22 protein-coding genes and 2 tRNA genes are annotated in these 25,522 nt (G+C 66.3%); 13 read left to right on the plus strand and 11 right to left on the minus strand.

Annotated features, from left to right (window positions below; genetic code table 11):
• Positions 1-29 precede the first annotated feature (29 nt).
• The gene (locus FEK34_RS07450; protein ID WP_249358845.1) at positions 30-2,948 is read left to right on the plus strand and encodes a Z1 domain-containing protein; all 2,919 of its coding nucleotides are present in this window, start codon (positions 30-32) and stop codon (positions 2,946-2,948) included.
• Positions 2,949-2,994: 46 nt separating this feature from the next.
• Here FEK34_RS07450 and FEK34_RS07455 read toward each other — a convergent pair whose 3' ends face one another.
• Positions 2,995-3,999 carry an HNH endonuclease gene (locus FEK34_RS07455; protein ID WP_138447134.1) on the minus strand — a complete coding sequence of 335 codons (1,005 nt, stop codon included), beginning with the start codon at positions 3,997-3,999 and terminating at the stop codon, positions 2,995-2,997.
• A 117-nt stretch (positions 4,000-4,116) separates the two neighbouring features.
• On the opposite strand from FEK34_RS07455, the gene FEK34_RS07460 reads away from it, so the two are divergent.
• On the plus strand, positions 4,117-5,265 hold the full coding sequence (locus FEK34_RS07460; protein ID WP_138447135.1) for a helix-turn-helix domain-containing protein: 1,149 nt from the start codon (positions 4,117-4,119) through the stop codon (positions 5,263-5,265).
• 266 nt (positions 5,266-5,531) lie between these two features.
• Here the strand turns inward: FEK34_RS07460 and FEK34_RS07465 are convergent, their stop codons facing one another.
• Entirely contained in the window at positions 5,532-6,335 is an 804-nt protein-coding gene (locus tag FEK34_RS07465) for an LLM class flavin-dependent oxidoreductase (RefSeq protein ID WP_138447136.1), read from the minus strand.
• A 270-nt stretch (positions 6,336-6,605) separates the two neighbouring features.
• Here FEK34_RS07465 and FEK34_RS07470 point away from each other — a divergent pair, with 270 nt between their 5' ends.
• Positions 6,606-6,809 (plus strand): cold-shock protein, encoded by a 204-nt coding sequence (locus FEK34_RS07470; protein ID WP_030521844.1) that lies wholly within the window; start codon positions 6,606-6,608, stop codon positions 6,807-6,809.
• A gap of 65 nt (positions 6,810-6,874) precedes the next feature.
• Here FEK34_RS07470 and FEK34_RS07475 read toward each other — a convergent pair whose 3' ends face one another.
• Complete coding sequence (locus tag FEK34_RS07475) at positions 6,875-7,057, minus strand: hypothetical protein (protein WP_212748723.1); 183 nt, start codon at positions 7,055-7,057, stop codon at positions 6,875-6,877.
• A 233-nt stretch (positions 7,058-7,290) separates the two neighbouring features.
• Positions 7,291-7,929, minus strand: a complete 639-nt coding sequence (locus FEK34_RS07480) for a dihydrofolate reductase family protein (protein ID WP_138447137.1) — start codon at positions 7,927-7,929, stop codon at positions 7,291-7,293.
• 108 nt (positions 7,930-8,037) lie between these two features.
• Here FEK34_RS07480 and FEK34_RS07485 point away from each other — a divergent pair, with 108 nt between their 5' ends.
• On the plus strand, positions 8,038-8,535 hold the full coding sequence (locus tag FEK34_RS07485) for a winged helix-turn-helix transcriptional regulator (RefSeq protein ID WP_138447138.1): 498 nt from the start codon (positions 8,038-8,040) through the stop codon (positions 8,533-8,535).
• Positions 8,536-8,553: 18 nt separating this feature from the next.
• Here FEK34_RS07485 and FEK34_RS07490 read toward each other — a convergent pair whose 3' ends face one another.
• The gene (locus FEK34_RS07490; RefSeq protein ID WP_138447139.1) at positions 8,554-9,366 is read right to left on the minus strand and encodes a nucleotidyltransferase domain-containing protein; all 813 of its coding nucleotides are present in this window, start codon (positions 9,364-9,366) and stop codon (positions 8,554-8,556) included.
• A gap of 76 nt (positions 9,367-9,442) precedes the next feature.
• The gene (locus tag FEK34_RS07495) at positions 9,443-10,717 is read right to left on the minus strand and encodes an APC family permease (protein WP_283206587.1); all 1,275 of its coding nucleotides are present in this window, start codon (positions 10,715-10,717) and stop codon (positions 9,443-9,445) included.
• 947 nt (positions 10,718-11,664) lie between these two features.
• Here FEK34_RS07495 and serA point away from each other — a divergent pair.
• Together serA and FEK34_RS07505 are read left to right on the plus strand one after the other, a co-directional pair.
• On the plus strand, positions 11,665-13,263 hold the full coding sequence (gene serA / locus FEK34_RS07500) for a phosphoglycerate dehydrogenase (RefSeq protein WP_138447140.1): 1,599 nt from the start codon (positions 11,665-11,667) through the stop codon (positions 13,261-13,263).
• Positions 13,264-13,498: 235 nt separating this feature from the next.
• Complete coding sequence (locus tag FEK34_RS07505; protein ID WP_138447141.1) at positions 13,499-14,506, plus strand: 3-isopropylmalate dehydrogenase; 1,008 nt, start codon at positions 13,499-13,501, stop codon at positions 14,504-14,506.
• A gap of 221 nt (positions 14,507-14,727) precedes the next feature.
• Here FEK34_RS07505 and FEK34_RS07510 read toward each other — a convergent pair whose 3' ends face one another.
• On the minus strand, positions 14,728-15,924 hold the full coding sequence (locus FEK34_RS07510; protein ID WP_212748724.1) for an MFS transporter: 1,197 nt from the start codon (positions 15,922-15,924) through the stop codon (positions 14,728-14,730).
• Between the two features lie 259 nt (positions 15,925-16,183).
• Between FEK34_RS07510 and FEK34_RS07515 the strand changes: the two genes are divergently transcribed.
• From FEK34_RS07515 to FEK34_RS07530, 4 genes are all read left to right on the plus strand, one after another.
• Positions 16,184-16,957, plus strand: a complete 774-nt coding sequence (locus FEK34_RS07515; protein WP_138447142.1) for a fumarylacetoacetate hydrolase family protein — start codon at positions 16,184-16,186, stop codon at positions 16,955-16,957.
• 13 nt (positions 16,958-16,970) lie between these two features.
• A complete protein-coding gene (gene gltX / locus FEK34_RS07520; protein ID WP_138447143.1) occupies positions 16,971-18,443 on the plus strand; it encodes a glutamate--tRNA ligase in 1,473 nt (490 codons plus the stop codon).
• 180 nt (positions 18,444-18,623) lie between these two features.
• Positions 18,624-18,695, plus strand: a tRNA-Gln gene (locus tag FEK34_RS07525).
• A 201-nt stretch (positions 18,696-18,896) separates the two neighbouring features.
• Positions 18,897-18,969 (plus strand) — tRNA-Glu (locus FEK34_RS07530).
• A gap of 752 nt (positions 18,970-19,721) precedes the next feature.
• Here the strand turns inward: FEK34_RS07530 and FEK34_RS07535 are convergent.
• The 3 genes from FEK34_RS07535 to FEK34_RS07545 form a co-directional block, all read right to left on the minus strand.
• The gene (locus FEK34_RS07535; protein WP_138447144.1) at positions 19,722-19,904 is read right to left on the minus strand and encodes a DUF5302 domain-containing protein; all 183 of its coding nucleotides are present in this window, start codon (positions 19,902-19,904) and stop codon (positions 19,722-19,724) included.
• A 145-nt stretch (positions 19,905-20,049) separates the two neighbouring features.
• Entirely contained in the window at positions 20,050-20,571 is a 522-nt protein-coding gene (locus FEK34_RS07540; RefSeq protein WP_138447145.1) for a pyridoxamine 5'-phosphate oxidase family protein, read from the minus strand.
• Positions 20,572-20,652: 81 nt separating this feature from the next.
• Entirely contained in the window at positions 20,653-21,354 is a 702-nt protein-coding gene (locus tag FEK34_RS07545; protein ID WP_138447146.1) for an IclR family transcriptional regulator, read from the minus strand.
• Positions 21,355-21,518: 164 nt separating this feature from the next.
• Between FEK34_RS07545 and leuC the strand changes: the two genes are divergently transcribed.
• The 3 genes from leuC (at position 21,519) to FEK34_RS07560 (ending at position 24,424) form a co-directional block, all read left to right on the plus strand.
• On the plus strand, positions 21,519-22,934 hold the full coding sequence (leuC, locus tag FEK34_RS07550) for a 3-isopropylmalate dehydratase large subunit (protein WP_138447147.1): 1,416 nt from the start codon (positions 21,519-21,521) through the stop codon (positions 22,932-22,934).
• Between the two features lie 50 nt (positions 22,935-22,984).
• On the plus strand, positions 22,985-23,593 hold the full coding sequence (leuD, locus tag FEK34_RS07555; protein WP_036538454.1) for a 3-isopropylmalate dehydratase small subunit: 609 nt from the start codon (positions 22,985-22,987) through the stop codon (positions 23,591-23,593).
• A 156-nt stretch (positions 23,594-23,749) separates the two neighbouring features.
• Positions 23,750-24,424: an HU family DNA-binding protein gene (locus FEK34_RS07560; RefSeq protein ID WP_138447148.1), complete on the plus strand. Its 675-nt coding sequence runs from the start codon at positions 23,750-23,752 to the stop codon at positions 24,422-24,424.
• Positions 24,425-24,563: 139 nt separating this feature from the next.
• On the opposite strand, the gene FEK34_RS07565 is transcribed toward FEK34_RS07560, so the two are convergent.
• A complete protein-coding gene (locus FEK34_RS07565) occupies positions 24,564-25,487 on the minus strand; it encodes an NUDIX hydrolase (protein WP_138447515.1) in 924 nt (307 codons plus the stop codon).
• Between the last annotated feature and the right edge of the window lie 35 nt (positions 25,488-25,522).

The raw sequence follows: 25,522 nt of genomic DNA on the forward strand, positions 1-25,522 counted from the left end.
CCGCCCTGCGTATCGAGTTGCATACGGCTGTGCTGGCCGATATGGCAGGCAGTCGACCCAAGCGACTGGCGCGTGCGATGGCCTACCAGGCGGAGGACCTTCCGGACGCAGCCGCACCGTTCGCCGACGAGACAGACTTCCGTGAGACCCTGCTGAACGCGCAGCCCGGCGATCCGATCGTCGACATGTGGCGCAAACAGCTGACGCAATGGGATTTCACGGACGCGCCTGCGTGGTCGTCCGAGCCGGCACGAACCGATGGGCGCCGCGCCGATATCTATCGACTGCTGGAAATCGACACCTCCACCGCCAAACTGCTGGAAGCGCTGGTTCCGGTCTCGAAGGCGGAACTTCCGGTGGTGATCAGCGAGGAATTCGTGCCCTGGTACGACTCCGTGGGACAACGTGGACGTCCGTGGTACTGGCCCGCCTACCGTCAGCTGCTCCGAACCAAGGGCTGGTCGGACGAAGCGATTGAAGACCTCAATGTCGCTACCGATAACGTCGTCGAGCGGCTTGCCGATCCCGCGAGTGCAATGGCGTACCAGTCCAAGGGTCTGGTCGTCGGCTACGTCCAGTCGGGTAAAACCGCCAACTTCACCGGCGTCATCGCCAAGGCTGTCGACGCCGGATATCGCCTGATCATCGTGCTCGGCGGCACCTTGAACCTCCTGCGGGCTCAGACCCAACGTAGGTTGGACATGGAATTGGTCGGCCGAGAGAACATCCTGCGCGGAGCCAGTGAATTCGATTCCGATTACGCCGACGACCCGGATTGGGCCCGTGGTCGTTTCGTGGAATTCGGCGGCCTGCCGTCAGCCCTCGGCGCCTTCGATATCGTGCGCATGACAACGCGCGACAACGACTACAAGAGCCTGCTGCAAGGCATCGTGGCACTCGAGTTCGAGAAGCAAGAGCCGGCGCTTCCGCTCTACGACGAGCGCAATCTGTACCGCTCCTCGGCCCGACTCATGGTCGTCAAGAAGAACAAGACCGTGCTGTCCAAGCTCGTCAAGGACCTGAACAAAATCAAGACACCGCTGTCGGAGATCCCGGTCCTGATCATCGACGACGAATCCGACGAGGCCTCGGTCAACACCTCGCGCCCTAAACCGGATGCCGAGCGCACCGCGATCAATCAGAAGATCTCCGAACTGCTCACCATGCTGCCGAGAGCGCAGTACGTCGGCTACACGGCAACCCCGTACGCGAACGTCTTCATTGATCCCAGCGATACCGCCGACATCTTCCCCAAGGACTTCATCATCTCGCTCCCGCGCCCCGCGGGCTATATGGGCGCCAGCGACTTCCACGATCTCGATTCCGATATTCCGGAGGAAGAGCGCACTGTCGCCAACTCCAATGAGCTCGCCCATGTGCGTGACGTCGTGGTCTCCGACGATGACGATGTCGCCTGCCTAGAACAGGCCATGGACATGTTCGTCTTGACCGCGGCGATGAAGCTCTTCCGCGCCGAGGCCGACGGTCTGGGCGAGGAAAAATTCAAGCATCACACCATGCTCATCCACGAGGCGAATTGGGTGCACAGTCATCGAGAACTGCTGGCCCGCGTCACCAAACTCTGGTGGAACGCAGGCTATCTCGGCGAAGCCGGCCACCGCCGTCTCCGCGCCCTGTTCGACACCGACCTGGCTCCCGTCTCCGCCGCCCGCGCCGGCAGGTACTCGGTACTGCAGTCCTACGACGAGCTCATGCCCTACATCGGCCCCGCCGTCATGGAGATCGGCCAGGACAACAAACCGATCATCGTCGTCAACGGCGACAAGGACATCGAAACCGGGGAGGCCGATTTCGACAAGCGCCGCATCTGGAAAATCCTCATCGGCGGCCAAAAACTCTCGCGCGGCTTCACTGTCGAAGGCCTCACCATCTCCTACTTCCGCCGCCGAGCCGCCAACGTTTCCGCCCTGATGCAGATGGGGCGCTGGTTCGGATTCCGCGAGGGTTACCGGGATCTGGTGCGGTTGTATATCGGTCGGGAGGAACAGGGGAGCGGGTCGAAAGGGATCGACCTGTATCGGGCGTTCGAGGCCGTATGCATGGACGAAGACGCCTTCCGCGCCGAGCTCGTGCAGTATGCGGCGCCGGTCGACGGTTCGCCGCAACTGACGCCGGCGAAGGTGCCCCCGCTGGTTTCGCAGCACCTGCCACTGCTCAGACCGACCAGCCCGAACAAGATGTACAACGCACAGCTGATCGAGATCCGGTCTCCGGGGCGGTGGCGAGAACCGTTTGCCTACCCGACGTCATCGGCCGATCTGCGGCACAACACTGCGTTGTGGGAGCCGGTGTTCGAACGGCTTTCCGCCTCGACGACAGATTTCGCCTACCACTTCGCAGACCAAGGCCGAGTACATCGGCTATCTGCACTGATCGGCCTCCTTAACGCCGACGAGTTCTTGGCCATTGTCGAAAGCAATCGGTGGCGTGCGCCGGCACAATTCGCGCCGCATCTCGAGTACCTGCGCAGCATCTCGACTGGCGCAGCGCGGCAGGTGGACGACTGGGTGGTGCTGGCACCGCAACGGCCCCAGCGCGACAAGGAACTCCGTGTCGGTTCTCGCCTGTTCACCCGGTGGGAGCGGGTTCGTCGCCGCGACCCGCTCTTCGGTGCCATCAGTACGAACCGTCATCGGTCGATCGCGATCCGCATCGCGGGAGGCCTCCCGTCATGTGGCGATCCCGCTACCGAGGCGCTGGTGCGCCCACGACGGGGTGCGGTCATGGTGCATCCGGTCGTCGAGCCACGGCATCGCAGCGATATCACGGCGGACATGCAGATCGATCCCGGGAAGCTGGTAATGGCATTCGGCTTCGTCGCACCTGCCTCGGCGACAGGTCGAGACGGGCACGTCATTCGGTTCACCGCTGTGGACTCCGGTGATGATTCGGCAATCGTGGAGGTCGGCGAGGGAGCCGACGGCTAGAGCCGTGCTCGTCGGTGCGCCGTTACGGCAAGGACGCGGCCGAGTGTCAGCGGTCAGCCGCGAATTCCTTCTGCGTGATCATCGTTTTGGTCACCTTGATGTCCGCAGTGGAGCGCGGCAGGGCGATATCGGTGTCCTGTCCGAGGGTGCCGCCCGCATTCTTGAACTCCTCGAAACGCAGCTCCAACCCTTGTCTTGACGGGCGGTAGTCCTCGGATATCGGCGGCTGGAGCTCGACCTGGTGCAGGTCCTGTAGGCCGTGCTCGAGAATCGGCCCTTCATTCGTGGCCGACATGATCTCCGGACCGACGTGAATTTTCATGTCTGGGGACACACCGATGAGGTTGTGATCGTAGGCGGCATGGTGGATGCGGCACAGGCTCAGACCGTTCGAGATATCGGCGGCTCCGTGCTCATGTGCGTCCGGAACGATATGTGCGGCCTCCAGCAACCGCGGTCGGCCCAGCCGGCACATCGCGCACCGGTTCGCATACGCGATCAACACCTGGCTACGGAACTGGGGTTGGTGCAAGCGCTTGTTGGTGACCTGTTGGGCGTACTTGCGCTCGACCGGTGTGAGGTCGCGCGGATTGCTGACCTTCCGCAATGATTCGTCCAGTGCGATGAGGATCCGTCGGTTCACCGAGTCGTCGTCGATGGTGTAGACCGGAAAGATCGGAACGTACCGGATGATCTTTCCTACGTTGATCCATCGGAGCAGGATGAATGGGAGCTCGGTTTCCGCGGTCTTGCGAAGCTTGACGTTGTCGCCCTTGTCGATGTGTCCGGCGCGGTAGTCGTAGCTGAACAGCGAGTCACCGACCTCGGCATCGGCGTAGGGACTATCCGGCTTGGACAAGATGGATAGCGTGGCGGTGAAATCCGCCGGATTGCGGATGCCTCGATTGCGATCGATCAGCGGGAGTCTGGCTCCTCTGATCGAAAACTCTGCCAAATCGGAACGCGAAACGAAACCGCCTCTTGCGTCGACCAGCTCGCTTAATGCATCGAATATCTCCAACCGCAGCGCATGCTCCTGATCCAGCCTCACATGCACAGTGTGCCATGGGATTACGGCTCGAGCTGGTACAAGGAACACGTTCGAATGACATGAGAGTCTGCGAGATTCACGATTGCGGGAGTCGTCCTTGCCGCTAGCCTGGAACACATGGACCTCGGGGAGCGGCTCCAGAGTATCCGGAAGCGGCGGGGGCTCACTCAGCGTGAGCTGGCGGAATCCGCCAAGGTGTCGTTGTCGCTTGTTCGGAAGGTCGAGCAAGGGGAGCGCGACGATGCCCGGATCGATACGCTACGCCGACTGGCTGTCGCGCTCGGCTGTCCGTTGACGGCGCTGCTCGGGCCCGCTCCCGACCTTCCGGAGAGCGACTCCGCCGATGCGCGGTGGGCGCCGACCCTGGCAGCGCTGCGGCTACCGGCAGAGGATGTGGCCGCGCCGGCACCTGGGCTGGAGGCCGTGCTCGCGCATGCCACGCGGCTGTATCACGACAACGAGTACGAACAGCTCGCCCGAATTCTGCCGCGCTTGATTCAGGACGGGAACGGTGCTCCACCGCTGCTGCGATCGCGGGTGCATCAACTCGCCGGGTCGGTGCTGGTCCAAACGCGTCAGCTGGAACCTGCGCGACTGGCCTTGGAGTCTGCGGTGTCGGACGCAGAAGCCACCGGCAACGTGCTGGATGCGGCGTCCGCTGTCGTCACACTGTGCTGGTCGCTGATCGTGGAACGGCGGTTCGACCAGGTGCGTCGACTCTCCACGGAGTGGGCCGACCGGATCGAGCCACGGTTGTCAGCGGCAACGACGCGTGAAATATCCACCTGGGGCTGGCTCCTGCTGCGTGGTTCGGCGGCAGCTGTCCGCGACAATCGGCCGGACGAGGCCGAGGACATGATGCGGCTGGCCGCGGCGGGAGCGGTTGCGATCCGGCCCGAACGCAGCCCGTACCACCAGTACTGGACCACCTTCGACCCCGCAACGGTCGCGATGAAACGGGTCGAGAACGCCGTGATCGATGACCGGCCGGACATCGCGCTGCGTCTCGCGCGTGACATACCGCCAGATCTGCGCCCGACCTCGGACAACCGCAACCGCCATCTGCTCGACGTCGCCGCGGCGCAGGTCGATTTGCGGCGCTACGACCGGGCGGTCGATGTGCTGGCGAAGCTGTCGGACGAAGCACGGCCGTGGTTCGTGGAACAGCGATTGGCGCGAGAAATCCTGAGCCGCATCATCACCAAGCGGCGCACGCTCACACCGCAGATGCGCGACCTTGCCGAAGTGGTCAGGCTCGAGTATTGACGTGGCATTTCCGACGAGTACGAGCTGAAAGTGCCATAGCCACAAGCTCTCTCCCTCGACAAAGCTGCTGACCGGCCCCGCTGCCGGGACGCGGCCGATCCTTCGATCCATGGGACGCGGACGTGAGCGGCTGGGTACTTCCTGCCGTATACACCATCGCTGTGGGACTCCCGGTTCTTGTGATAGCCGCTGCGATCTGGTGGCCGCACGACGGGGAGTGAGATCACGCGGCGCTACTGCAACGCCTAAGGATCCAGGCTCCCACGCTAGTGTCCGTCGAGCTCCGCGACGACCGAAGCGAATCGGTCTGCGAAGTCGGCGCCGATGACGAAATAGGAGAAGCCGATTTCCTCTCGGCGTCGCTGGATCTCATCTTTGGCTGCCACTGGGTCCTCCGGTAGGACGGTCAGCGCGTCCGCCGCGCGGAGGGCTGCGGGGTCGGTGGCCGGGTGGGCCATATGGGGCGCGACTGTGTCGCCGATGACCGGCACGTGGAGGGCGAGCTCGATGTCCCGGGCGGTGCGGAAATCCCGTGCTATGCGGGCGACTTCGCTGCGAGGCTGATCACCGAGCGTGAAGGTGACGATGTCGGCGACCTCGGCGGCCAGCGCTTGTGCCTTCGGGCCGTACACTGCCATCGCCACGGGGGTGTGATGATCGTGTCCGTCGAGATCGCGCAGCGTGTCGACTGTTTTTCGGATCTCGCTCAGTCGCTCGGTCGGTGGGGTGGCGTGTACGCCCTTGTCGCGGAGTTCGTCCTCGATTCCCGGCCTGCCGGTGCCGATGCCCATCTCGAATCGGCCATCGGTGAGCAGTGTCAGGGAGTGCGCTTCCCATGCGGTCAGCCACGCGGGACGCAGGGGAGAGGCATACACCCAGGTGCCGACGCGCATGTCGGTCAGGGCAGCGGCGGTGGCGAGCATCGGGCCGGGTGCCGGTTGCGTCTGCGGGAAGTCGGGCACCAGCAGCGTCGAGTAGCCGTAGTCGGCGATGCGGCGTACCCGATCTCGCCACGTGCTCGGATCGGTTCTGAGCGGGGCTACGACCCCGAATCGAAACGGCCTCGTCATGCCTGCGCTCCTGTCTGTCGGCCCACAGGGATAGGGACGGCGGCCGGGACCGAAATTCATCGGTGCAGGGGCGCTGTGGCCGCGTCCGGCCGTGACACGCTCGTAACCTGGGCAATCGTCCACACTCCATAGTGGAATGCGCCGAGGGATAGTTACCTCACAGTCACGTGCTCTAGAGGTGGAGGAATATCGCAAAGCATGGCATCGTTGTAGGCGAGACCGGGCTTGACATTTGCTCGGCTCATCTACAGGAAGTATGAAGTACAGAACATGGCTCAAGGCAGCGTGAAGTGGTTCAACAGCGAAAAGGGCTTCGGCTTTATCGCGCAAGACGGAGGCGGCCCTGACGTCTTCGTGCATTACTCGGCAGTTTCCGGGTCGGGTTTCCGGACCCTCGAAGAGGGTCAGCGTGTGGAGTTCGAGATCGGGCAGGGCCAGAAGGGTCCGCAGGCTCAGGACGTCCGCGCTATCTGAACAGCGTGACTTTCGCAAGCCCCGCACCGTACGGTGCGGGGCTTGCCCCTTTCTGGGGGCGGGTGTCAGAGCAGTCGCTGCCGGTCGTGGACGACGAACTCGTGCTCGAATGCGGCCTTATCCGATTCGGACATCAAGTGGTAGAGGCCGGACTCCCAGCGGTAGACGGCATCGCTACTCCGCCATTTCTGTTGTTGCAGTTCACGTTTGACGACCAGGCCGCATCCGATGACCGGCAGCGCGGACAAAATCCGGTCGTGGCATGGTCGTGTGCCCGATAACCATTGGCCGGCGGCACCGAACCCCCCACCCAATCTGTGGGTCCCCGGCAGCGACGCGCCGAAGCGCGGGGCGAATCCGGCTCAGGGAAAGCCAGGACTCCGCCGTGACCGGGTGCACCTCAGGCTGGAAACGAGACAGCGATTGGGTCGAGCGATCCGATCATCGTGAGCGGGCGGGTGCGTGCTCCGGGCCGGGCCGACTACTGCCGGGCGATGCTCAGGTGGGATGCGGCGGGCGAACTGCCGAGCACGGCGACCTGGTAGCCGGGGAGGGTGCCGAGGTCGTCGAAGAGACGTTCGCCGGCGCCGAGCAGGATCGGCACCACCGACAGGGTCATCTCATCGATCAGGCCGTCCCGGAAGAATTGGCGCAGGGTCGCCGCGCCGCCACCGATGCGGACGTCCTGTCCGCCGGCGGCGGCGAAGGCCTGTTGTAGGGCCTCTTCCGGTGCCGCGTCCACGAAGTGGAAGGTGGTTCCGCCCGCCATCGGCACCGAGGGGCGCGGGTGGTGGGTGAGCACGAAGACGTCGTGGTGGAACGGTGGGTTCTCGCCCCACCAGCCGGTCCAGTCGTGGTCGGGCCAGGCGCCGCGGACTGGCCCGAACATATTGCGGCCCATGATGGTTGCGCCGATGCCGTCTTCCTGGGTGGCGACGAGATCGTTGTCGATACCGGTGCCGCCACCCTCCTCGCCCATCATCGCGCGGCCGGCGCGGGTGCTGAAGATCCAGTCGTGCAGGCGTTCGCCGTTCTCGCCGAGGGGGTTCTCGACACTCTGGTTCGGCCCTGCGACGAAGCCGTCCAGGGAGATGGAGATATTGGCTCGGACCTTGGGCATGATGGCCTCCTCGCGGAATGTGGTTGCTGTTTGCAATCGGTTGACTCGAACTGTAGCGGCAGGTGGTTGTATATTGCAAGCAGTGGAGATGGATCGAAGGAGGACCGCATGCGCGAAGACGGACGTTCGGGATGCCCGATCAACGCAACCATCGAGGTGATCGGCGACCGGTGGACGCTGCTGGTGCTGCGTGACGTGATGTTCGGCAATCGCCGCCACTTCCGCGAGCTGCTGGCCGGCTCCGAGGAAGGTATCGCCTCCAATATCCTGTCCGACCGGCTCAAGCGCCTGGTCGCCGCCGGACTGCTGAGCCGGGAGGACGCAGGCCCGGGCCGCAAGGCCGAATACCGGCTGACCGAGTCCGCTATCCAGCTCGTGCCGATCATGGCGCATCTGGGGTCATGGGGACTGCGTCACCGCGAGACCAGCCACCGGCTGCGGGTGCGTGCGGAGCTGCTGGAGGAGGGCGGTCCGCAGCTGTGGGAGGAGTTCATGGACGAGCTGCGGGAACAACATCTCGGCACGCCCCGCCCCGATCCGTCGGCGCCACGGCCGAGCGAACGGTTGGCGGCGGCGTACGCCGCCGCAGTAGGCGTGAACGGCTGAGCCGCGGGCAGGTGTGTGTTACGCGGGTGCGCCCGCTGCTTCCCGGCGGAAGAACGCCGCTGTGAGCTCCTTGATCGAGGCCATATCGCGGTCGATCGTCTTCGGGAACGCGCTGTCGGCGAGGTCGAACTCCGCGGCGATGAAGGCGGCGATCGGCTCCGGCGCCGAGCCGCTGCCCATTTCGCGGGTCCGCGATTTCACCTCGGTCAGTTCGGTGATCGCTGCGACCAGGTCGGCGGGCAACTCGCACTGCGCCATCAATGTCGGCAGATGCATCGGCGCTACCGCGGCGCCGGGATGCTCGCGCAGCCACCGCAGTGCCATGGCCGGACGCAGCGAGTAGAACACTTTCTTCAACGATCCGTTGCGCTCGAACAGCTTCCACTGGCGATCGCCGAGATGCAGATAGTGTCGCGCCACCCGGTTGCGGTCGGCGACGGCCTCGGCCAGCTCGAGCAGTTCGGCGCGGAACCGATCGTCCCCGCGGTAGACGATCGGTGACTGCAACCATTCGATCAGCACCGCGTTGCCCTTCACCAGCAGCCGCAACGCTTTACCGAGATCCCAGCCGTTGACGTCGAGCAGCCCGACCAGCGGCGTCTCGATCACATCCCGTGTCCGCCACGGTGACAGATACGCATCGAGGCTCGCGACATACAGGAACCGGCAGTCGTAGTCGGAATCCGGTAAGGGGAATCCCCATGCCCGGCTGCCGCTTTCGATCGCCAGCCGAACCCGTGCGTGATGCTCGCGCTCGACGCGATCCAACGTCGAGTCGATGGACGCGACGATCTTCGGGTCCATCGAGACGGGAATTGTGCGCAGGGACATGGGCGAATGCTAGGCACCGAAGCAGTGCTGCCGCTGCACATTTCCGGCGTTGTGCGTAGCGGGTCGGTCTCGGCGCTCACGTGCCGGAGCGGCCCGCACCTCGTCGGGCGAGGTAGGCCACCGCGCCGACGGCGGCGACGACCGCTCCGGCGCGGACCGATTCCACCGGCAGTGTGAACGCCAGGAGCAGGCAGCCGATGAGGCCGACGATCGGGACGGCGCGGGGTGGGCGGCCTTCGTCTCGGGTCAGGGTCAAGGCGGAGGCGTTGGCGATGGCGTAGTAGAGCAGGACGCCGAAGGAGGAGAAGCCGATGGCGGCGCGCAGGTCGGCGGTGGCGGCGGCGAGGGCGACGACGGCGCCGACGGCGATTTCGGCGTGGTGCGGGACGCCGGTGCGCGGATGGACCGCGGCGAGGGTGCGGGGCAGGTGATGGTCGCGGGCCATGGCGAGGGTGGTGCGGGAGACGCCGAGGATCAATGCCAGCAGCGAACCGAGCGCGGCGACCGCGGCACCGGCCCGGACGATGGGGGACAGCCAGTCGGCGCCCGCGGCCTGGACCGCACTCGCCAGCGGCGCGGTGGATTCGGCCAGGCGGTGCGGTCCGAGTGCCAGCAGCGCGGCGACGGCCACGGCCGCGTAGACCACCAAGGTGATACCCAAGGCGATCGGGACGGCGCGCGGAATGGTGCGGGCGGGATCGCGCACCTCCTCGCCGAGGGTGGCGATGCGGGCATAGCCGGCGAATGCGAAGAACAGCAGACCCGCGGCCTGGAGCACGCCGAGCAGCGTGATGTCGGATCCGAATGCCAAGCGGCCGGGATCCGCCTCGGGCGAAGTCGTGGCACTGACGACCACCGCCGCCAGGACCGCGAGGACGACGGCAACGATCACCCTGGTCAGTAGTGCCGACTTCTGGACGCCGAGATAGTTCACCGTCGTCAAGGCGACCACCGCGGCGACCGCCACCGCATGCGCATGACCCGGCCAGAGATACACCCCGACCGTCAACGCCATGGCTGCACACGAGGCGGTCTTGCCGACCACGAAACTCCAGCCCGCCAGATAACCCCAGAACGGGCCGAGCCTTTCGCGGCCGTAGACGTAGGTGCCGCCGGAGTCGGGATAGCGCGCGGCCAGCCGGGCCGACGACGTCGCATTGCAGTACGCGACCACCGCGGCCACGCCGAGCCCGAGCAGCAGCCCGCTTCCCGCGGCGTTCGCGGCCGGGGCCAACGCGGCGAAAATGCCGGCGCCGAGCATGGCGCCCAGGCCGATCATGACCGCATCGGCGAGGCCCAGGCGTCTGTGCAGTCGTTGCTGGCTCGGCTGGTTCGACGGTTGGCGGGGCACGGCGGCTCCTGGGGCGAGGGTGGAATCCGCCGCTCACCTTATCGGCGAGGGGACGCATGCGCCGGGTGAGAGGTTCGCTGCCGGCCCTGCGGATTCGGAATGTCGGCGCACGACGACTGCCCGAGCCGTCACACGAGTCGGCATCGTTCGGCGGCGACGAGCCCGATCCGCGGCGTGCGCATCCGACGGACGCTGAAACCGGTGCGCGACAGCCCGGATCGGAGCATTGCGGCCGGCGCGGCGAATATGACAGTGACAACGGAATTCCCGGAATAACGATCCGCTTAATTTGTCGGGCCCTGCCGTACTGCGACCAGGAGCGCAGCGGCAGATTTTCGCGAATTGCCCATGACATTGTGGGCGCGGCGTTAAGCAATTTCTCAGTTTATCCACGGTGCGTCATGGGTAGGCGCCGTAATCGGCCCGTGACCTGCGGGTTCCGGTCGTTTGCGCTGATAGGGGGCCTGCATCGGCGCGCACTGGCTCACAGATTCGTGTCGAATGTGGCTTGCGTCACTAATCAGTGATTTTCCGTAACCCATTCTGTGCGCGCCTCGATGGACCGTGTGTCAGCCAGTTCGACTGGAATGAATTCCGACGAGAGGTAATTTCATGATCCCCGTTATCATCGACACCGGTAGCGCCGCTGTGAACGGTCTTTTCGACACCCTGGGTGCGGCCCTGCACGGCCTGGTGAACACCCTGTGGACGGGCTCGTTCGGCGGCTGATCACACGCTGCGGTCGCGGACGCGACCTGACTCCTGCCCCGGCCTTCCTCGTAGAGGCCGGGGCAGGTCCGTGTCCGGGGCGGAACGACCGCCTCGGACCTCGGCAGGCCGACTGACGACGGGCGCCTACCAGGCGGTAGGTCGTGCGGAAATCGCGCCAACTAAGCTGGTCCCCGGTAACTGCCGACCCCCCATTTCTTCCCCAGGAGTAACCCACAGTGAGCCAAGCAGGCCGTCCTGTAGTTCTGATCGCCGACAAGCTCGCCCAGTCGACCGTCGACGCGCTCGGTGACGGTGTCGAGGTCCGCTGGGTCGACGGTCCCGACCGTCCGGCGCTGCTGGCCGCCGTTCCGGAGGCCGACGCGCTGCTGGTGCGCTCGGCCACCACGGTCGACGCCGAAGTGCTGGAAGCCGGTAAGAACCTGAAGATCGTCGCCCGCGCCGGCGTCGGCCTCGACAACGTCGACGTGCCCGCCGCCACCGAGCGCGGCGTCATGGTCGTCAACGCGCCGACCTCCAATATCCACACCGCCGCCGAGCACGCCGTCACGCTGATGCTCGCCGCGGCCCGTCAGGTGCCCGCCGCCGACGCCACCCTGCGCGAGCGCACCTGGCAGCGCAGCAAGTTCAACGGTGTCGAGATCTTCGGCAAGACCGTCGGCGTCGTCGGCCTGGGCCGCATCGGCCAGCTGTTCGCCGCGCGCCTGGCCGCGTTCGAGACCCATGTCATCGCCTACGACCCCTACGTCTCCCCGGCCCGCGCCGCCCAGCTCGGCATCGAGCTGGTGACGTTGGAGGAGCTGCTCGGCCGTGCCGACCTCATCTCGGTGCACCTGCCCAAGACCCCGGAGACCAAGGGTCTGCTGAGCAAGGAGAAGCTCGCGCTGACCAAGCCGGGCGTCATCATCGTCAATGCCGCCCGCGGTGGCCTGATCGACGAGCAGGCCCTGGCCGACGCCATCAAGTCCGGCCACGTGCGTGCCGCGGGCCTCGACGTGTTCGAGACCGAGCCGTGCACCGACAGCCCGCTGTTCGACCTGCCGCAGGTCGTGGTGACCCCGCACCTGGGCGCCTCCACCACCGAGGCCCAGGACCGCGCGGGCACCGATGTCGCCAAGTCGGTGCTGCTGGCCCTGGCCGGTGAGTTCGTGCCCGGCGCGGTGAACGTCACCGGCGGCGTCGTCGGCGACGAGGTCGCCCCGTGGCTCGACATCGTGCGCAAGCAGGGTGTGCTGCTCGGCGCGCTGGCCGACGAACTGCCGGTGAGCGTGGAGATCCAGGTGCGCGGCGAGCTGGCCGCCAGCGAGGTCGGCGTGCTGGAACTGTCGGCGCTGCGCGGCATCTTCTCCGCGCACGTCGAGGACCAGGTCACCTTCGTGAACGCGCCCGCGCTGGCCCAGGAACGCGGGATCAGCACCGAGGTCACCACGGTCTCGGAGAGCCCGAGCCACCGCAGCGTCGTCGACCTGCGCGCGGTGTTCGGCGACGGCCGCACCCTGAACGTGGCGGGCACGCTGACCGAGCCCGCTCAGGTGGAGAAGATCGTCAACATCAACGGCCGCAACTACGACATGCGCGCCGAGGGCCTGAACCTGGCCGTGCTCAACTACGAGGACAAGCCGGGCGCGCTGGGCAAGATCGGCATGAAGCTCGGCGCGGCCGAGATCGACATCCTGGCCGCGCAGCTGACCCAGGACGTCGACAAGGAAGGCGCCACCGTCATGCTGCGGGTCGGCAAGGAGGTGCCCGCCGAGGTGCAGGCCGCGATCGGCGAATCCGTCGGCGCCACCAAGGTGGTCCAGGTCGACCTGTTCTGAGTCGCCGGGCACTGCCCGAACTGTGTAGCCGAGCCCCGTTCCGTCTGGAGCGGGGCTCGACTGCATCGGCCGGGTGGCATGATCGCGCCGCGCCCACGATCATCGCAGGCGCCTGCGCACAACACCGGTTTCCCAGTGTCCGGGACGAGTTCGCCCTGGTCGCGGCCCGGTTCGGGGCACCGGCTATCGTTGCGATGTTCACGGGCGCCATCATCGGAAACGGAGCACTGCTTTCATGAAACTCGCTGTCATCCCGGGCGACGGTATCGGTCCCGAGGTCATCGCCGAAGCCCTCAAGGTGCTCGACGTGGTCGCACCCGGGGTCGAGAAGACCGAATACGACCTGGGTGCCAAGCGGTACCACCGCACCGGCGAGATCCTGCCCGAATCGGTGCTGCCGGAACTGAAGCAGCACGACGCGATCCTGCTCGGCGCGATCGGCGACCCGTCGGTGCCCAGCGGCGTGCTCGAGCGCGGTCTGCTGCTGCACACCCGGTTCGCGCTCGATCACCACGTGAACCTGCGCCCGTCGAAGCTGTTCCCCGGCGTCACCAGCCCGCTCGCGGGTAACCCGGAGATCGACTTCGTGGTGGTGCGCGAAGGCACCGAGGGTCCCTACACCGGCACCGGTGGCGCGATCCGCGTGAATACCCCGCACGAGGTGGCCACCGAGGTCAGCACCAACACCCGATTCGGCATCGAGCGGGTCGTGCGCTACGCCTTCGCCACCGCGCAGCAGCGCCGCAAGCATCTGACGCTGGTGCACAAGACGAACGTGCTGAGCTTCGCCGGATCGCTGTGGCAGCGCACCGTTGACGAGGTCGGCGCGGAATTCTCCGACGTCGAGGTGGCCTACCAGCACATCGATGCGGCCACCATCCACATGGTCAACGATCCGGGCCGCTTCGACGTGATCGTCACCGACAATCTGTTCGGCGACATCATCACCGACCTGGCCGCCGCCGTCAGCGGTGGTATCGGCCTGGCCGCCAGCGGCAATATCGATGCCTCCGGCACCAACCCGAGCATGTTCGAGCCGGTGCACGGCAGCGCCCCCGATATCGCCGGCCAGTCCAAGGCCGACCCGACCGCCGCGATCCTGTCGCTGTCGCTGCTGCTGAATCACCTGGGTGACACCGAAGCCGCGGCACGTGTGGAGGCCGCGGTCGCCAAGGATCTGGCCTCGCGCACCGGGGCGGCCTCGACCGTGGAGATCGGCGACCGGATCGCTGCCTCGGTCTAACGCACGAATACAGGAAGGCCCCGCGTTCTTTCGAGCGCGGGGCCTCGTCATCGAGCGGCAATGCTGCTTGCTCGTCCGCCGGGGACTGTCGAATAGCTGTTGTGCGGTGGCTGTGTTCCCGCGCGGCTCCGTGACTTCTGTCGGTGGAGAGGATCCGGGCGTCGGGTGGCCGCATGAGAAGGTCCGCACACGGCTGCCTGGCCCGTGCCGTCGCCGAGCTGTCAGCGCGGCGCAGGCTCCTTGGGCACCAACGGAATCGCGATGACGGCGAGCGCGGCAGCGGCCAGATACGTCGCCGGGAATCCGGCATAGGTGATCAGCGCGCCGAAGACCGGCGGCACCATCGCCAGAACCAGATTCTGCCCGGTGTTCTGGATGCCCAATCCGCGCCCACTCCAGTACGGTCCGGCGATCTCGGCCACCGCGGTGAAGGCCAGCCCGTTATCGGACACGGTGACTACCGAGGCGACCACCAGTAGAGGAATGGCCAGCCACCACCACTGCGCCCAGGCCGCCAAGGCCAGTGCGGCCATGGTCAGGACCGCGGCGATCGCCACCGAGCGCAGCGGGCCCAATCGGCTCCCGACGCGATCCGACCATGCGCCCGCACCGATCCGGCCTGCCGCACCCAGCAGTTGAGTCGCGGTGACCAGAATCCCCGCCACCGTCAGCGACCAGCCGATATTGCGATGCAACCATAGCAACGCGAACGTCCACACCGTCGCCTGCGGGAACACCAGCAACACCGAGACCAGGTGAATGCGCAGCAGGGTCGTGCTGCCCCGATAGGGGTTTGCCCGGTCGGCCGCTGAGCCCTTCGGCCGGGGCGGATCGACGATGCCGGCCAGGCAACCCACCGCCGCGACCGCGGCCATGAGAGCAGGCACCAGGATCGCCACCGCGACACCATGCGCGCCGGCCACCAACGGAATCGCCACCGCTCCCACACCGACGCCCAACGGCTGCGCGGTCTGCCGGATACCCATCGCCAGTCCGCGCCGATGGGGTGGGAACCAGCCGACGATCACCCGGCCGCTGGCGCCATTGGTACTCGCGGCGCCGACGCCACCGAGGAACAGCAGCACGCCCAGCGCCGGATAACTCGACGTCGTCGCGGCCGCCACACCCGCGACGAACATCAGCAGCGGCCCGGCGACCAGCACCTTGCGCTCGCCGATCCGGTCGACCACGTAGCCCCACGCGATCAGCGTGCAGACCAGCCCGACGGTCGGCATGGCCACCAGCAGCCCGGCGGTCGCCAAGGGCATTCCCCGATCGGTCAGCGCGGGCAGCAGGAACGGGACGCCGTGCACGAAGACCGCGCTGGAGGCTTGGGCGAAGACGCCGAGACCGAGCATCGACCACCGTCGAAACGCGTCGACCTGCGGTGTGGTCGCTGCGGGAGCGTTCACGGCCATCGGTAGCCCCACCTCATCTCAATATATGGAACGCTGATCTCATGAAGTGAACAGCCGTAGCTACCGTACACCCGGCGCCCTGAGCCGCTGAACCATCGGCCGGTGTCTGACGGCTCACATCTGCCCGGGTGCGGACCCTGCTCCGATGTGAACAAGACCACCTGCGCTCCGGCGGTGCCCACATGCGACGTGGCCCACCCGGCGGGCAGCGCAACCCGCCGCGTTCGGGCAGGTGGAGCCGGGTCGATAGACTCCGACCATGCGTCTAGGTCGAGTTGCCAGTCCGGATGGAGTCGCCTTCGTCAGCATCGAGGGCGAGAGTGGCGACAGCGTCGCCAAGGAGATCGCCGAACACCCCTTCGGCACCCCGACGTTCACCGGGCGCAGCTGGCCGCTGGCCGATGTGCGCCTGCTCGCGCCGATCCTGGCCAGCAAGGTGATCTGCATCGGCAAGAACTACGCCGCGCACGCCGCCGAAATGGGCGGCGAGGCTCCCGCCGATCCGGTCATCTTCATGAAGCCGAGCACCTCGATCGTCGGGCCGAACGCGCCGATCATCCTGCCGCCCAGCTCCTCTCAGGTCGACTACGAGGGCGAGCTGGCCATCGTCATCGGACGCCCGTGTAAAGATGTGCCCGCCGCCCGCGCGCTCGATGTGATCCTCGGCTACACCGTCGCCAATGACGTCACCGCCCGCGACCAGCAGCGCCACGACGGGCAATGGACACGGGCCAAGGGGTACGACACCTTCTGCCCGCTCGGCCCGTGGATCGAAACCCAGCTCGACCCCTCGGATCTGGAGATCGTCACCGAACTCGACGGTGAGGTGCGCCAGCGCAGCCGTACTTCGCTTCTGCTGCACGATATTCCGAAGCTCATCGAATGGGTGACCACCGTGATGACGCTGCTGCCAGGCGATGTCATCCTCACCGGGACACCCGAGGGAGTCGGTCCGATGACCGCCGGGCAGACCGTCTCCGTCACCGTGTCCGGTATCGGCACGTTGACCAATCCCGTTGCCGCCAAACGCTGATCGAAAGAGAGCCATGACTGAAGTACGGGTCCGATTCTGCCCGTCGCCCACCGGGACGCCCCATGTCGGCCTGATTCGGACGGCGCTGTTCAACTGGGCGTACGCCCGCCATCACGGCGGCACCTTCGTCTTCCGCATCGAAGACACCGACGCGGCACGCGATTCCGAAGAGTCCTACCGCGCGATCCTCGACGCGCTGCGCTGGCTCGGGCTCACCTGGGACGAGGGTCCCGAGGTCGGCGGACCGTACGGGCCCTACCGGCAGTCCGAGCGCAAGGATCTGCACCTGGACGTGGTGCGGCGGCTGCTGGAGGCGGGGGAGGCCTACGAGTCCTTCTCCACCCCCGAGGAAGTCGAGGCACGCCACCTGGCCGCCGGCCGCGACCCCAAACTCGGCTACGACAACTACGACCGCGATCTCACCCCCGCGCAGATCGAGGCCTACCGGGCCGAGGGCCGTGCGCCGGTGGTGCGGTTGCGGATGCCCGACACCGACCTCACCTGGACCGACCTGGTGCGCGGCGAAACCACCTTCAAGGCGGGCACCGTGCCCGACTTCGCGCTCACCCGCGGCAACGGCGCCCCGCTCTACACCCTGGTCAACCCCGTCGACGACGCGATGATGCGCATCACCCATGTGCTGCGCGGCGAGGACCTGCTGTCCTCGACGCCGCGTCAGCTCGCGCTCTATGCCGCGCTGCAACGGATCGGTGTCGCGGAATTCACTCCGGAGTTCGGCCATCTGCCATTCGTGATGGGCCCCGGAAACAAGAAACTGTCCAAACGCGATCCCGAGTCCGACCTGTTCGCTCACCGCGACCGCGGCTTCATCCCCGAGGGTTTGCTGAATTATCTGGCGCTGCTCGGCTGGAGCATCGCCGATGATCGCGACGTGTTCTCGATGTCGGAGATGGTCGCCGCCTTCGACATTTCGACCGTGAATTCGAATCCGGCCCGTTTCGACCAGAAGAAGGCCGACGCACTCAACGCCGAGCACATCCGTTTGCTGGATGTGGGCGATTTCATGCACCGTTTGCGTGAGTACCTCACCGAACACGGGCATATCGGCGCCGAAATCGACGAGAAGACGTTTGCCGTGGCGGCCGAACTCGTGCAGACCAGGATTGTCGTACTGGCCGACGCATGGGACCTGCTGCGATTCCTGTTCGCACCCGACGAACAGTTCGCCATCGACCCGGCCGCGGCCACGAAGAATCTCGGCGCCGATGCGGCACCGGTATTGGACGCCGCCATTGCCGCACTGGACTCGCTGAGCGCCTGGACCACCTCCGCTATCGAGGAAGCGCTGAAAACCGCGCTGATCGACGATATGGGCCTGAAACCGCGTAAAGCCTTCGCGCCGGTACGGGTCGCGGTGACCGGTTCGCACATCAGCCCACCACTCTACGAATCGCTGGAACTGCTCGGCCGCGACCGCACCATGGCCCGGCTGCGGTCCGCGCGGGCGCAGACCCCGGCCGGCTGAGCCGCGGGCCCGGAAACGGCTCGGGCAGTGGGCGGCATGTGCGCACAAGGCCGCCCACTGCCCGAAAACCGGCCTCTGACCAGGCGATTTGTAGTCACCCGGCAATCGTTTGGTACTCTTCTTCTCGGCCGGAACACGGCCTCGGAGTCACCCAGACACGAGGCCGAAAGCGCTGGTCATTGGGGTATGGTGTAATTGGCAACACAGCTGATTCTGGTTCAGCCATTCTAGGTTCGAGTCCTGGTACCCCAGCGGAGAAAGCTCCAGCTTCGACTCATGCCCACAAGGCCCGAGAAGAATCCTCCTCGCGACGGCGAGCGGGTTCGCCGGACGCTCATCCAGGCGATTTGGTCGCCGAGCCTCGGCCGGTTAAGCTTGCCGAGCCTGATCGAGAGATCAGAACGATCGAAAGATCACCCGGATACACCTCAGCCAGAGGTTGATCCAAGTCCTGGCCCCGTCGTCTAGCGGCCTAGGACGCCGCCCTCTCAAGGCGGTAGCGCGGGTTCGAATCCCGTCGGGGCTACGCAGAAATAGAAGGCTCATGCTCACGGAGAGCGTGAGCCTTTTTTCTGCTTCGCGTGTTTTTTGGGGGTGCAACCCCCAAACCCCGCCCGGAGGGCTTCGCCCCCGGACCCCCTTCTGGAGTCCCTCTCGGGTTGCTTCGCCCCCCGGCTCCCTCTTTTGGAGCCGCTCTCGGTTGCTTCGCCGCCGGAGCCCCTCCCCAAAGCCCTCCCGGGTTGCTTCGGCTCCGGGCACCTCTTTCTGGAGCCGCTCCTGGGCTGCTTCGGCCCCCGGACCCCCTTTGGAGCCCCTTTCGGGTTGCTTCGGCCCCGGCGCCCTATCTGGAGCCGCTCTTGGGTTGCTCGGCCCTGGCTCCTTTTCTGGAGCCCCTCTCGGGCTGTTACGCCCCGGCCACTCTTCTGGAGCCGCTCTTGGGTTGCTTCGCTCCCGGACACCCTCCTGGGCTGCTTCGCCCGAGACTCTTCCCGGGGTGCTTCGTAGCGGGGGAGTTGGTGGATGCGTCGTGGGGGAGCCGCGTGGACGGTGACTGTGGTGTGGCGGACGTTTCCAGCCGGCCACTGTCAGTCACGCCGAGGGTCTCTGTGGCTGGTGTGCGCAGCTGGGGTGGCTCTTGCAGCGAGCTGGATTTCGAGACTTCGCCGGCTGGGCCGTTGCCGGTTGCCGCGGGTGGTTGCCGCGCTTTGTGAATCGCGGCCGAGGTTGATTGCCGACCGGCCTGGCTGGGTTCTGCGCCAGGCCGGCGGCTGGGGGTTCTTATCCGCTCTTGCGGCGGAACTCGCGTTTGTGGCTGGCGTTGCCGTGGGGGGCGGTCGCCTTGGAGTGGCCGTCGAGGTGATCGGCGGCGCGGGCGTGGTGCTCGTTCTTGCGTTCCAGTGCCTCCCGGAATTTGCGCTTCACTTCATCGGCGCTGCTATGGGAACCACTCGATTCCGACATGGTGTGCTCCTTGTGGTCGGGCCGAGGCCGCGCCCGGCGAGCGGGGCGGTGCCCGGCCGAAACGTGCCGAACACCTCGACGCTAGCCCGCCGCGGCGGTCCTGTCAGGTGGATTAACCGTTGCCCGAACGCGTCAGCGCGCGAACTCAGTCGTCCAGGGCGTGCGCGGTGGTGCCGCCCAACGGCATCTCGGGCAAGCCGAGCTTGCGGTGATCCCAGCTCCGGATCCGGTCGGCGACGACACGCACCGCCACCCGCTTGTTGAGCATGGTCTCCACGAACGGGCGCATCTCCTCGCTGTAGGGGCCCGTATAGCGCTCCCAGACGCTCACACCGACTGCGAACAGCTTCTCCGGATCATCGATGATCTCCGCGTGGCCCTCGATCGACACACCGCGCAACGTGTCATAGGTCTGGCCGGCCTCCACCATGCACGTCACCCGCGGATCGCGGCGCATGTTCACCGCTTTCTGCGACTTGGCCTTGGTCTCGAACCACAACTCCGGCAGGCCGCCATCGGGGGCGTCGATCAGCGCGTACCACATCGCGGTCAGATGCGGAGCGCCGTTCGCGCCGAGGGTGGCCAGCGTGGCGACGCGGCTACGCGTCAAGAAATCGGTGATCTCACTGTCGGACATGACGATCTGCGACCGTTGGTTGACTCCCATGGGTCGACTGTAGTGAGGGCGGGTGCCCTCGGGTAGAGCGAGCCGTACCGGACGGCCGGTTGTCGCGGTGCGGCAGCCGATTCAGAGCCGCTTGTGCAGGGCGTCGGCCGCGGCCACCAGATCCGCCGCCCACCTGGCTCCGGGCCTGCGTCCCATGCGATCGATCGGCCCGGACACCGACACCGCGGCCACCACCGAACCGCCGGGATCGCGCACCGGCGCCGAGACGCTGGCCACCCCACTGGCCCGTTCGGCCGCGCTCTGCGCCCAGCCACGCTTGCGGACCTCGGCCAGGGCACGTTCGCTGTAGACGGCGTCGGCGAGGATGGATCGCTGCAATTCCGGATCCGCCCACGCGACCAGAACCTTCGCCGCCGAACCCGCGGTGAGCGGCAGCCGGGCGCCGATGGGGACGGTGTCGCGCAGGCCCGCGGGCGGCTCCAGCGCGGCGACGCAGACGCGGGCGTTGCCGTCGCGGCAGTACAGCTGCACGCTCTCGCCGGTGATCTCACGCAACCGCGGCAGAATGGCCGACGCGGCGTCGTGCAATGGGTCGCTGGCGCCCGCGGCCAGCTCGGCCAGCGCCGGACCGGCCCGCCAGGAACCGCTGTTGTCCCTGCTCAGCAGCCGGTGCACCTCCAGGCCCACGGCCAGCCGGTGGGCGGTGGCGCGGGGCAGCCCGGTGCGCTCGCACAGTTCGTTGAGGCCGCACGGTTGCTCGGCCACCGCATACAACACGGCCACCGCTTTGTCCAGGACGCCGATACCGCTATGCTGTCTCATAGAACGATATTAGCGTCTCGCATGCTGAGATTCCTAGCCTCGGGTTCCAGGTACCGGGATTCCGGGCTCTCGGATCGCTGAATGCGAATGTCCCTCATGTCGCGCATCCGCCGCCGACAGCCCAGAGCGGCGCACCGGATGCCAGCCCGAAAGGTGATCGATACATGGCACGCACGCTGGCCGAGAAGGTATGGGAACAGCACGTCGTCGCCCGTGGTGAAGGTGAAGGCGCCGCGCGTGAACCCGACCTGATCTACATCGACCTGCACCTGGTGCACGAAGTGACCAGTCCGCAGGCTTTCGACGGTCTGCGCGCCGCGGGACGCCAGGTGCGCAGGCCTGACCTGACCATCGCGACCGAGGACCACAACGTCCCGACGATCGATATCGATAAACCGATTGCTGATCCGGTCTCGCGCACCCAGGTGGAAACGCTGCGGCGTAATTGCGCGGAATTCGGGGTACGCCTGCATCCGATGGGCGATCTCGATCAGGGCATCGTGCACGTGGTCGGCCCGCAGCTGGGATTGACCCAGCCGGGAATGACGGTGGTGTGCGGCGACAGCCATACCTCCACCCACGGTGCTTTCGGCGCGCTGGCCATGGGAATCGGCACCAGCGAGGTCGAACATGTGCTGGCCACCCAGACATTGTCGCTGCGCCCGTTCAAAACCATGGCCATCACCGTCGACGGCACGCTGGCGCCCGGCGTCACGAGCAAGGACCTGATCCTGGCCGTGATCGCCCAGATCGGCACCGGCGGCGGCCAGGGCTATGTGCTGGAATATCGCGGCGAGGCCATCAGGAACATGTCGATGGAAGCGCGGATGACCATCTGCAACATGTCCATCGAGGCGGGCGCAAGGGCCGGCATGATCGCTCCGGACGAGACGACCTATGAATTCCTCAAAGGCCGCCCGCATGCGCCGCAGGGGGCCGACTGGGACGCCGCAGTGGCCGCCTGGGAGGCGCTGAAGACCGACGAGGACGCGGTTTTCGACGCCGAGGTGCACATCGACGCGAACATGCTGACCCCGTTCGTCACCTGGGGCACCAACCCCGGTCAGGGCGCACCGCTGGGCGACCGGGTCCCCGATCCCGCCCAGATCGCCGATGAATCGGCCCGTGAGTCCGCGGAGAAGGCACTGCGATACATGGATTTGGCGCCGGGTACCCCGCTGCGTGAGGTCGCCGTCGACACCGTATTCGTCGGATCGTGCACCAATGGCCGGATCGAGGATTTGCGGGCGGTGGCCGAGGTTTTGAAGGGCCGCAAGGTGGCCGACGGGGTCCGAATGATGGTCGTACCGGGTTCTATGCGGGTGCGAGCGCAGGCGGAAAAAGAAGGACTCGGCGAGATTTTCACCGCCGCCGGCGCGGAATGGCGCCAGGCCGGTTGTTCGATGTGCCTGGGAATGAATCCCGATCAGCTCGCGCCCGGTCAGCGCTGCGCGTCCACCTCGAATCGGAACTTCGAGGGCAGGCAGGGCAAGGGCGGCCGGACCCACCTGGTGTCGCCGCTGGTCGCCGCCGCCACCGCGGTGCGCGGAACGCTGTCCTCGCCTGCGGATCTGGACTGACCCGCCAGTAAGTCGCCCCGTCGAAGCCGAATCAGACTCAGGAGAATCAGATGCAAGCCTTCACCGTGCACAAGGGGATCGGGGTTCCGCTGCGCCGATCCAATGTCGATACCGATCAGATCATCCCGGCGGTCTATCTGAAGCGGGTCAGCCGAACCGGATTCGAGGACGGACTCTTCGCGGCCTGGCGAACGGATCCGGACTTCATTCTGAACACCGAACCCTTCAATCGGGGCAGTGTGCTGGTGGCCGGTCCGGATTTCGGTACCGGATCCTCCCGTGAGCACGCGGTATGGGCACTGTCGGACTACGGCTTTCGAGTGGTCATCTCCTCCCGTTTCGCCGACATCTTCCGCGGCAATGCGGGCAAGGGCGGTCTGCTGGCCGCGCAGATGTCACAGAACGATGTCGAAATGCTCTGGAAGTTGCTCGAGGAACAGCCCGGACTGGAATTGGTTGTGGACCTCGAGGCGCGCACGGTGACGGCAGGAACCATCGTGTTGCCGTTCGATATTGATGACTACACCAGGTGGCGTCTGCTGGAAGGTTTGGACGACATCGGGCTGACCCTGCGGCGCAGCGAGCAGATCGCCGAGTTCGAAAAGGCAAGGCCAAGTTGGAAACCCACAACCCTTCCGGCGCATATTTCGCAGACGTAATCACCTGCGGCGGTTAGCTGGGCGCCGACCGGGGCGGTAGCTGTACGTGTGCTAAACCACATGAATTTTGGCGTGGCACATAGACTCTTGCCCAAAGTGGGTTTACCGTGGTACCTAGTCGGTCCGACGACGGGCCATTAGTCTGCGGAGGATTCAATGAACAAGGCGGAACTGATCGACGTTCTGACCGAAAAGTTGGGTACTGACAGGCGCACGGCCACCGCGGCAGTCGAGCATGTGGTCGACACCATCGTGCGCGCGGTGCACAAAGGTCAAAGCGTCACCATCACCGGATTCGGAGTATTCGAACAGCGCAAGCGCGCGGCCCGTGTCGCGCGGAACCCGCGCACCGGCGAAACCGTCAAGGTGAAGCCCACTTCGGTGCCCGCGTTCCGTCCCGGTGCCCAGTTCAAGGCCGTCATTGCCGGAAAGCAAAAGCTGGCGGCCACCGGGCCCGCGGTGAAACGCGGTGTGAATGCGCCGGTCGCGGCCAAGAAAACGGCTGCGAAGAAGACCGCTGCCAAGAAGACCGCGGCCAAGAAGGCGGCCACCAAGGCCCCCGCCAAGACCACGGCTCGCAAGGCAGCGACCAAGGCGCCGGCCAAGACCACCGCGCGCAAGACGACCGCCACCAAGACGGCCGCGAAGAAGGCGCCCGCCAAGAAGACCACCACGGCGGCCAAGAAGACGACGGCGGCCAAGAAGACGACGGTCGCGAAGAAGACCGCCGCCAAGAAGGCTCCCGCCGCCAAGAAGACCACCACGGCGGCCAAGAAGACCACCGCCAAGAAGACCGCGGCGAAGAAGGCTCCGGCCCGCCGCGCACGCTGATCCGACGTCAGGCGCGTAACTCAGCCCGTCGCGCGCGGACGCCAGTCCCACGGGTGGATACCTCCACCCGCGATACCGAACGCGAAACGGCCCCGGGAGATCCCCGGGGCCGTTCGTCGTATTCAGCAAACAGCGCGTCTCACTCAGGGGCGGCGGGACCCACATCGATCGACAGCGACCGGTCCAGATGGTCGGCGGCCACCAACCGGCCGTCGACGAACGACAGGACCCATACGCTGCCCTTGCGATTACGCGCCGGTGGCAGCGTGACACCGTCGCGATCGGCCCACCAGCTCATCAGATCCGGAATGACCGCCCCCTGGCTGCACAGCACCCGCACGGCGGAATCGGAGACCAGTTCGCGGGCCCGTTCGCGGGCCCGGTCCGGTGCGGCCGCATAACCGGATTCCGACAGCAGCGGTTCGATTCCGATATCCACACCCAATTCCTCGGCCAGCGGCTGCACCGTCTGCACACAGCGCAACGGATCGGCGGAGAAAATTTCGTTCGCGCCGAATGCGAGCAAATTCGGCACCAGGGCCAGCGATTGCTTGCGTCCGGCACGTTCGAGCGGGCGCTGATCGTCCGGGCCGTTGAACCGGTCGCGGCGCCCGGCTTTCGCGTGCCGGACCAGCAGTAGCGTGCTGGTTGCGGCGGGCAGCCGGGTGAATGCGCGCACCACCTGCCGGTCCATCGGATACGACAGCTCATCCATCACCTGATCCAGGCGCAGCCAGACCAACTCGTCGACCTCGGCATTGGCTTCGAAGCCGCCGTCGACCACCTCGGCCGCCCAGTAATAGACGCGCTTGAGCTTGCGATGCCCCGGCACCGGATAGGTGACGTGCCCGAGATAGCGGCCCAGGCGGCAGCGCAGGCCCGTCTCCTCGGCGACCTCGCGCACCGCGGCGAGCACCGGAGTCTCGCCGGGATCGAGTTTGCCTTTCGGTAGCGACCAATCCTGATATTTCGGGCGGTGGATCACCGCGATCTCGACCGCACCGGACCCGTCGGGTGTGTGCCGCCAGACGACGGCACCGGCGGCGTGGATATTGGCCTGCATCCGGGAATCCCGGAACAACCCACCATTGGTGGCGA

The sequence above is a fragment of the Nocardia cyriacigeorgica genome (genome assembly GCF_005863245.1).
Taxonomy (GTDB): domain Bacteria; phylum Actinomycetota; class Actinomycetes; order Mycobacteriales; family Mycobacteriaceae; genus Nocardia; species Nocardia cyriacigeorgica_C.

Excerpts from the sequence above, each read along its gene's own strand:
- FEK34_RS07460 (WP_138447135.1), top strand. The coding sequence starts at position 4,117 with ATGGACCTCGGGGAGCGGCTCCAGAGTATCCGGAAGCGGCGGGGGCTC.
- FEK34_RS07465 (WP_138447136.1), bottom strand. The coding sequence starts at position 6,335 with ATGACGAGGCCGTTTCGATTCGGGGTCGTAGCCCCGCTCAGAACCGAT.
- FEK34_RS07470 (WP_030521844.1), top strand. The coding sequence starts at position 6,606 with ATGGCTCAAGGCAGCGTGAAGTGGTTCAACAGCGAAAAGGGCTTCGGC.
- FEK34_RS07480 (WP_138447137.1), bottom strand. The coding sequence starts at position 7,929 with ATGCCCAAGGTCCGAGCCAATATCTCCATCTCCCTGGACGGCTTCGTC.
- FEK34_RS07485 (WP_138447138.1), top strand. The coding sequence starts at position 8,038 with ATGCGCGAAGACGGACGTTCGGGATGCCCGATCAACGCAACCATCGAG.
- FEK34_RS07490 (WP_138447139.1), bottom strand. The coding sequence starts at position 9,366 with ATGTCCCTGCGCACAATTCCCGTCTCGATGGACCCGAAGATCGTCGCG.
- FEK34_RS07505 (WP_138447141.1), top strand. The coding sequence starts at position 13,499 with ATGAAACTCGCTGTCATCCCGGGCGACGGTATCGGTCCCGAGGTCATC.
- FEK34_RS07510 (WP_212748724.1), bottom strand. The coding sequence starts at position 15,924 with ATGGCCGTGAACGCTCCCGCAGCGACCACACCGCAGGTCGACGCGTTT.
- FEK34_RS07515 (WP_138447142.1), top strand. The coding sequence starts at position 16,184 with ATGCGTCTAGGTCGAGTTGCCAGTCCGGATGGAGTCGCCTTCGTCAGC.
- gltX (WP_138447143.1), top strand. The coding sequence starts at position 16,971 with ATGACTGAAGTACGGGTCCGATTCTGCCCGTCGCCCACCGGGACGCCC.
- FEK34_RS07535 (WP_138447144.1), bottom strand. The coding sequence starts at position 19,904 with ATGTCGGAATCGAGTGGTTCCCATAGCAGCGCCGATGAAGTGAAGCGC.
- FEK34_RS07540 (WP_138447145.1), bottom strand. The coding sequence starts at position 20,571 with ATGGGAGTCAACCAACGGTCGCAGATCGTCATGTCCGACAGTGAGATC.
- FEK34_RS07545 (WP_138447146.1), bottom strand. The coding sequence starts at position 21,354 with ATGAGACAGCATAGCGGTATCGGCGTCCTGGACAAAGCGGTGGCCGTG.
- leuC (WP_138447147.1), top strand. The coding sequence starts at position 21,519 with ATGGCACGCACGCTGGCCGAGAAGGTATGGGAACAGCACGTCGTCGCC.
- leuD (WP_036538454.1), top strand. The coding sequence starts at position 22,985 with ATGCAAGCCTTCACCGTGCACAAGGGGATCGGGGTTCCGCTGCGCCGA.
- FEK34_RS07560 (WP_138447148.1), top strand. The coding sequence starts at position 23,750 with ATGAACAAGGCGGAACTGATCGACGTTCTGACCGAAAAGTTGGGTACT.
- FEK34_RS07565 (WP_138447515.1), bottom strand. The coding sequence starts at position 25,487 with ATGCAGGCCAATATCCACGCCGCCGGTGCCGTCGTCTGGCGGCACACA.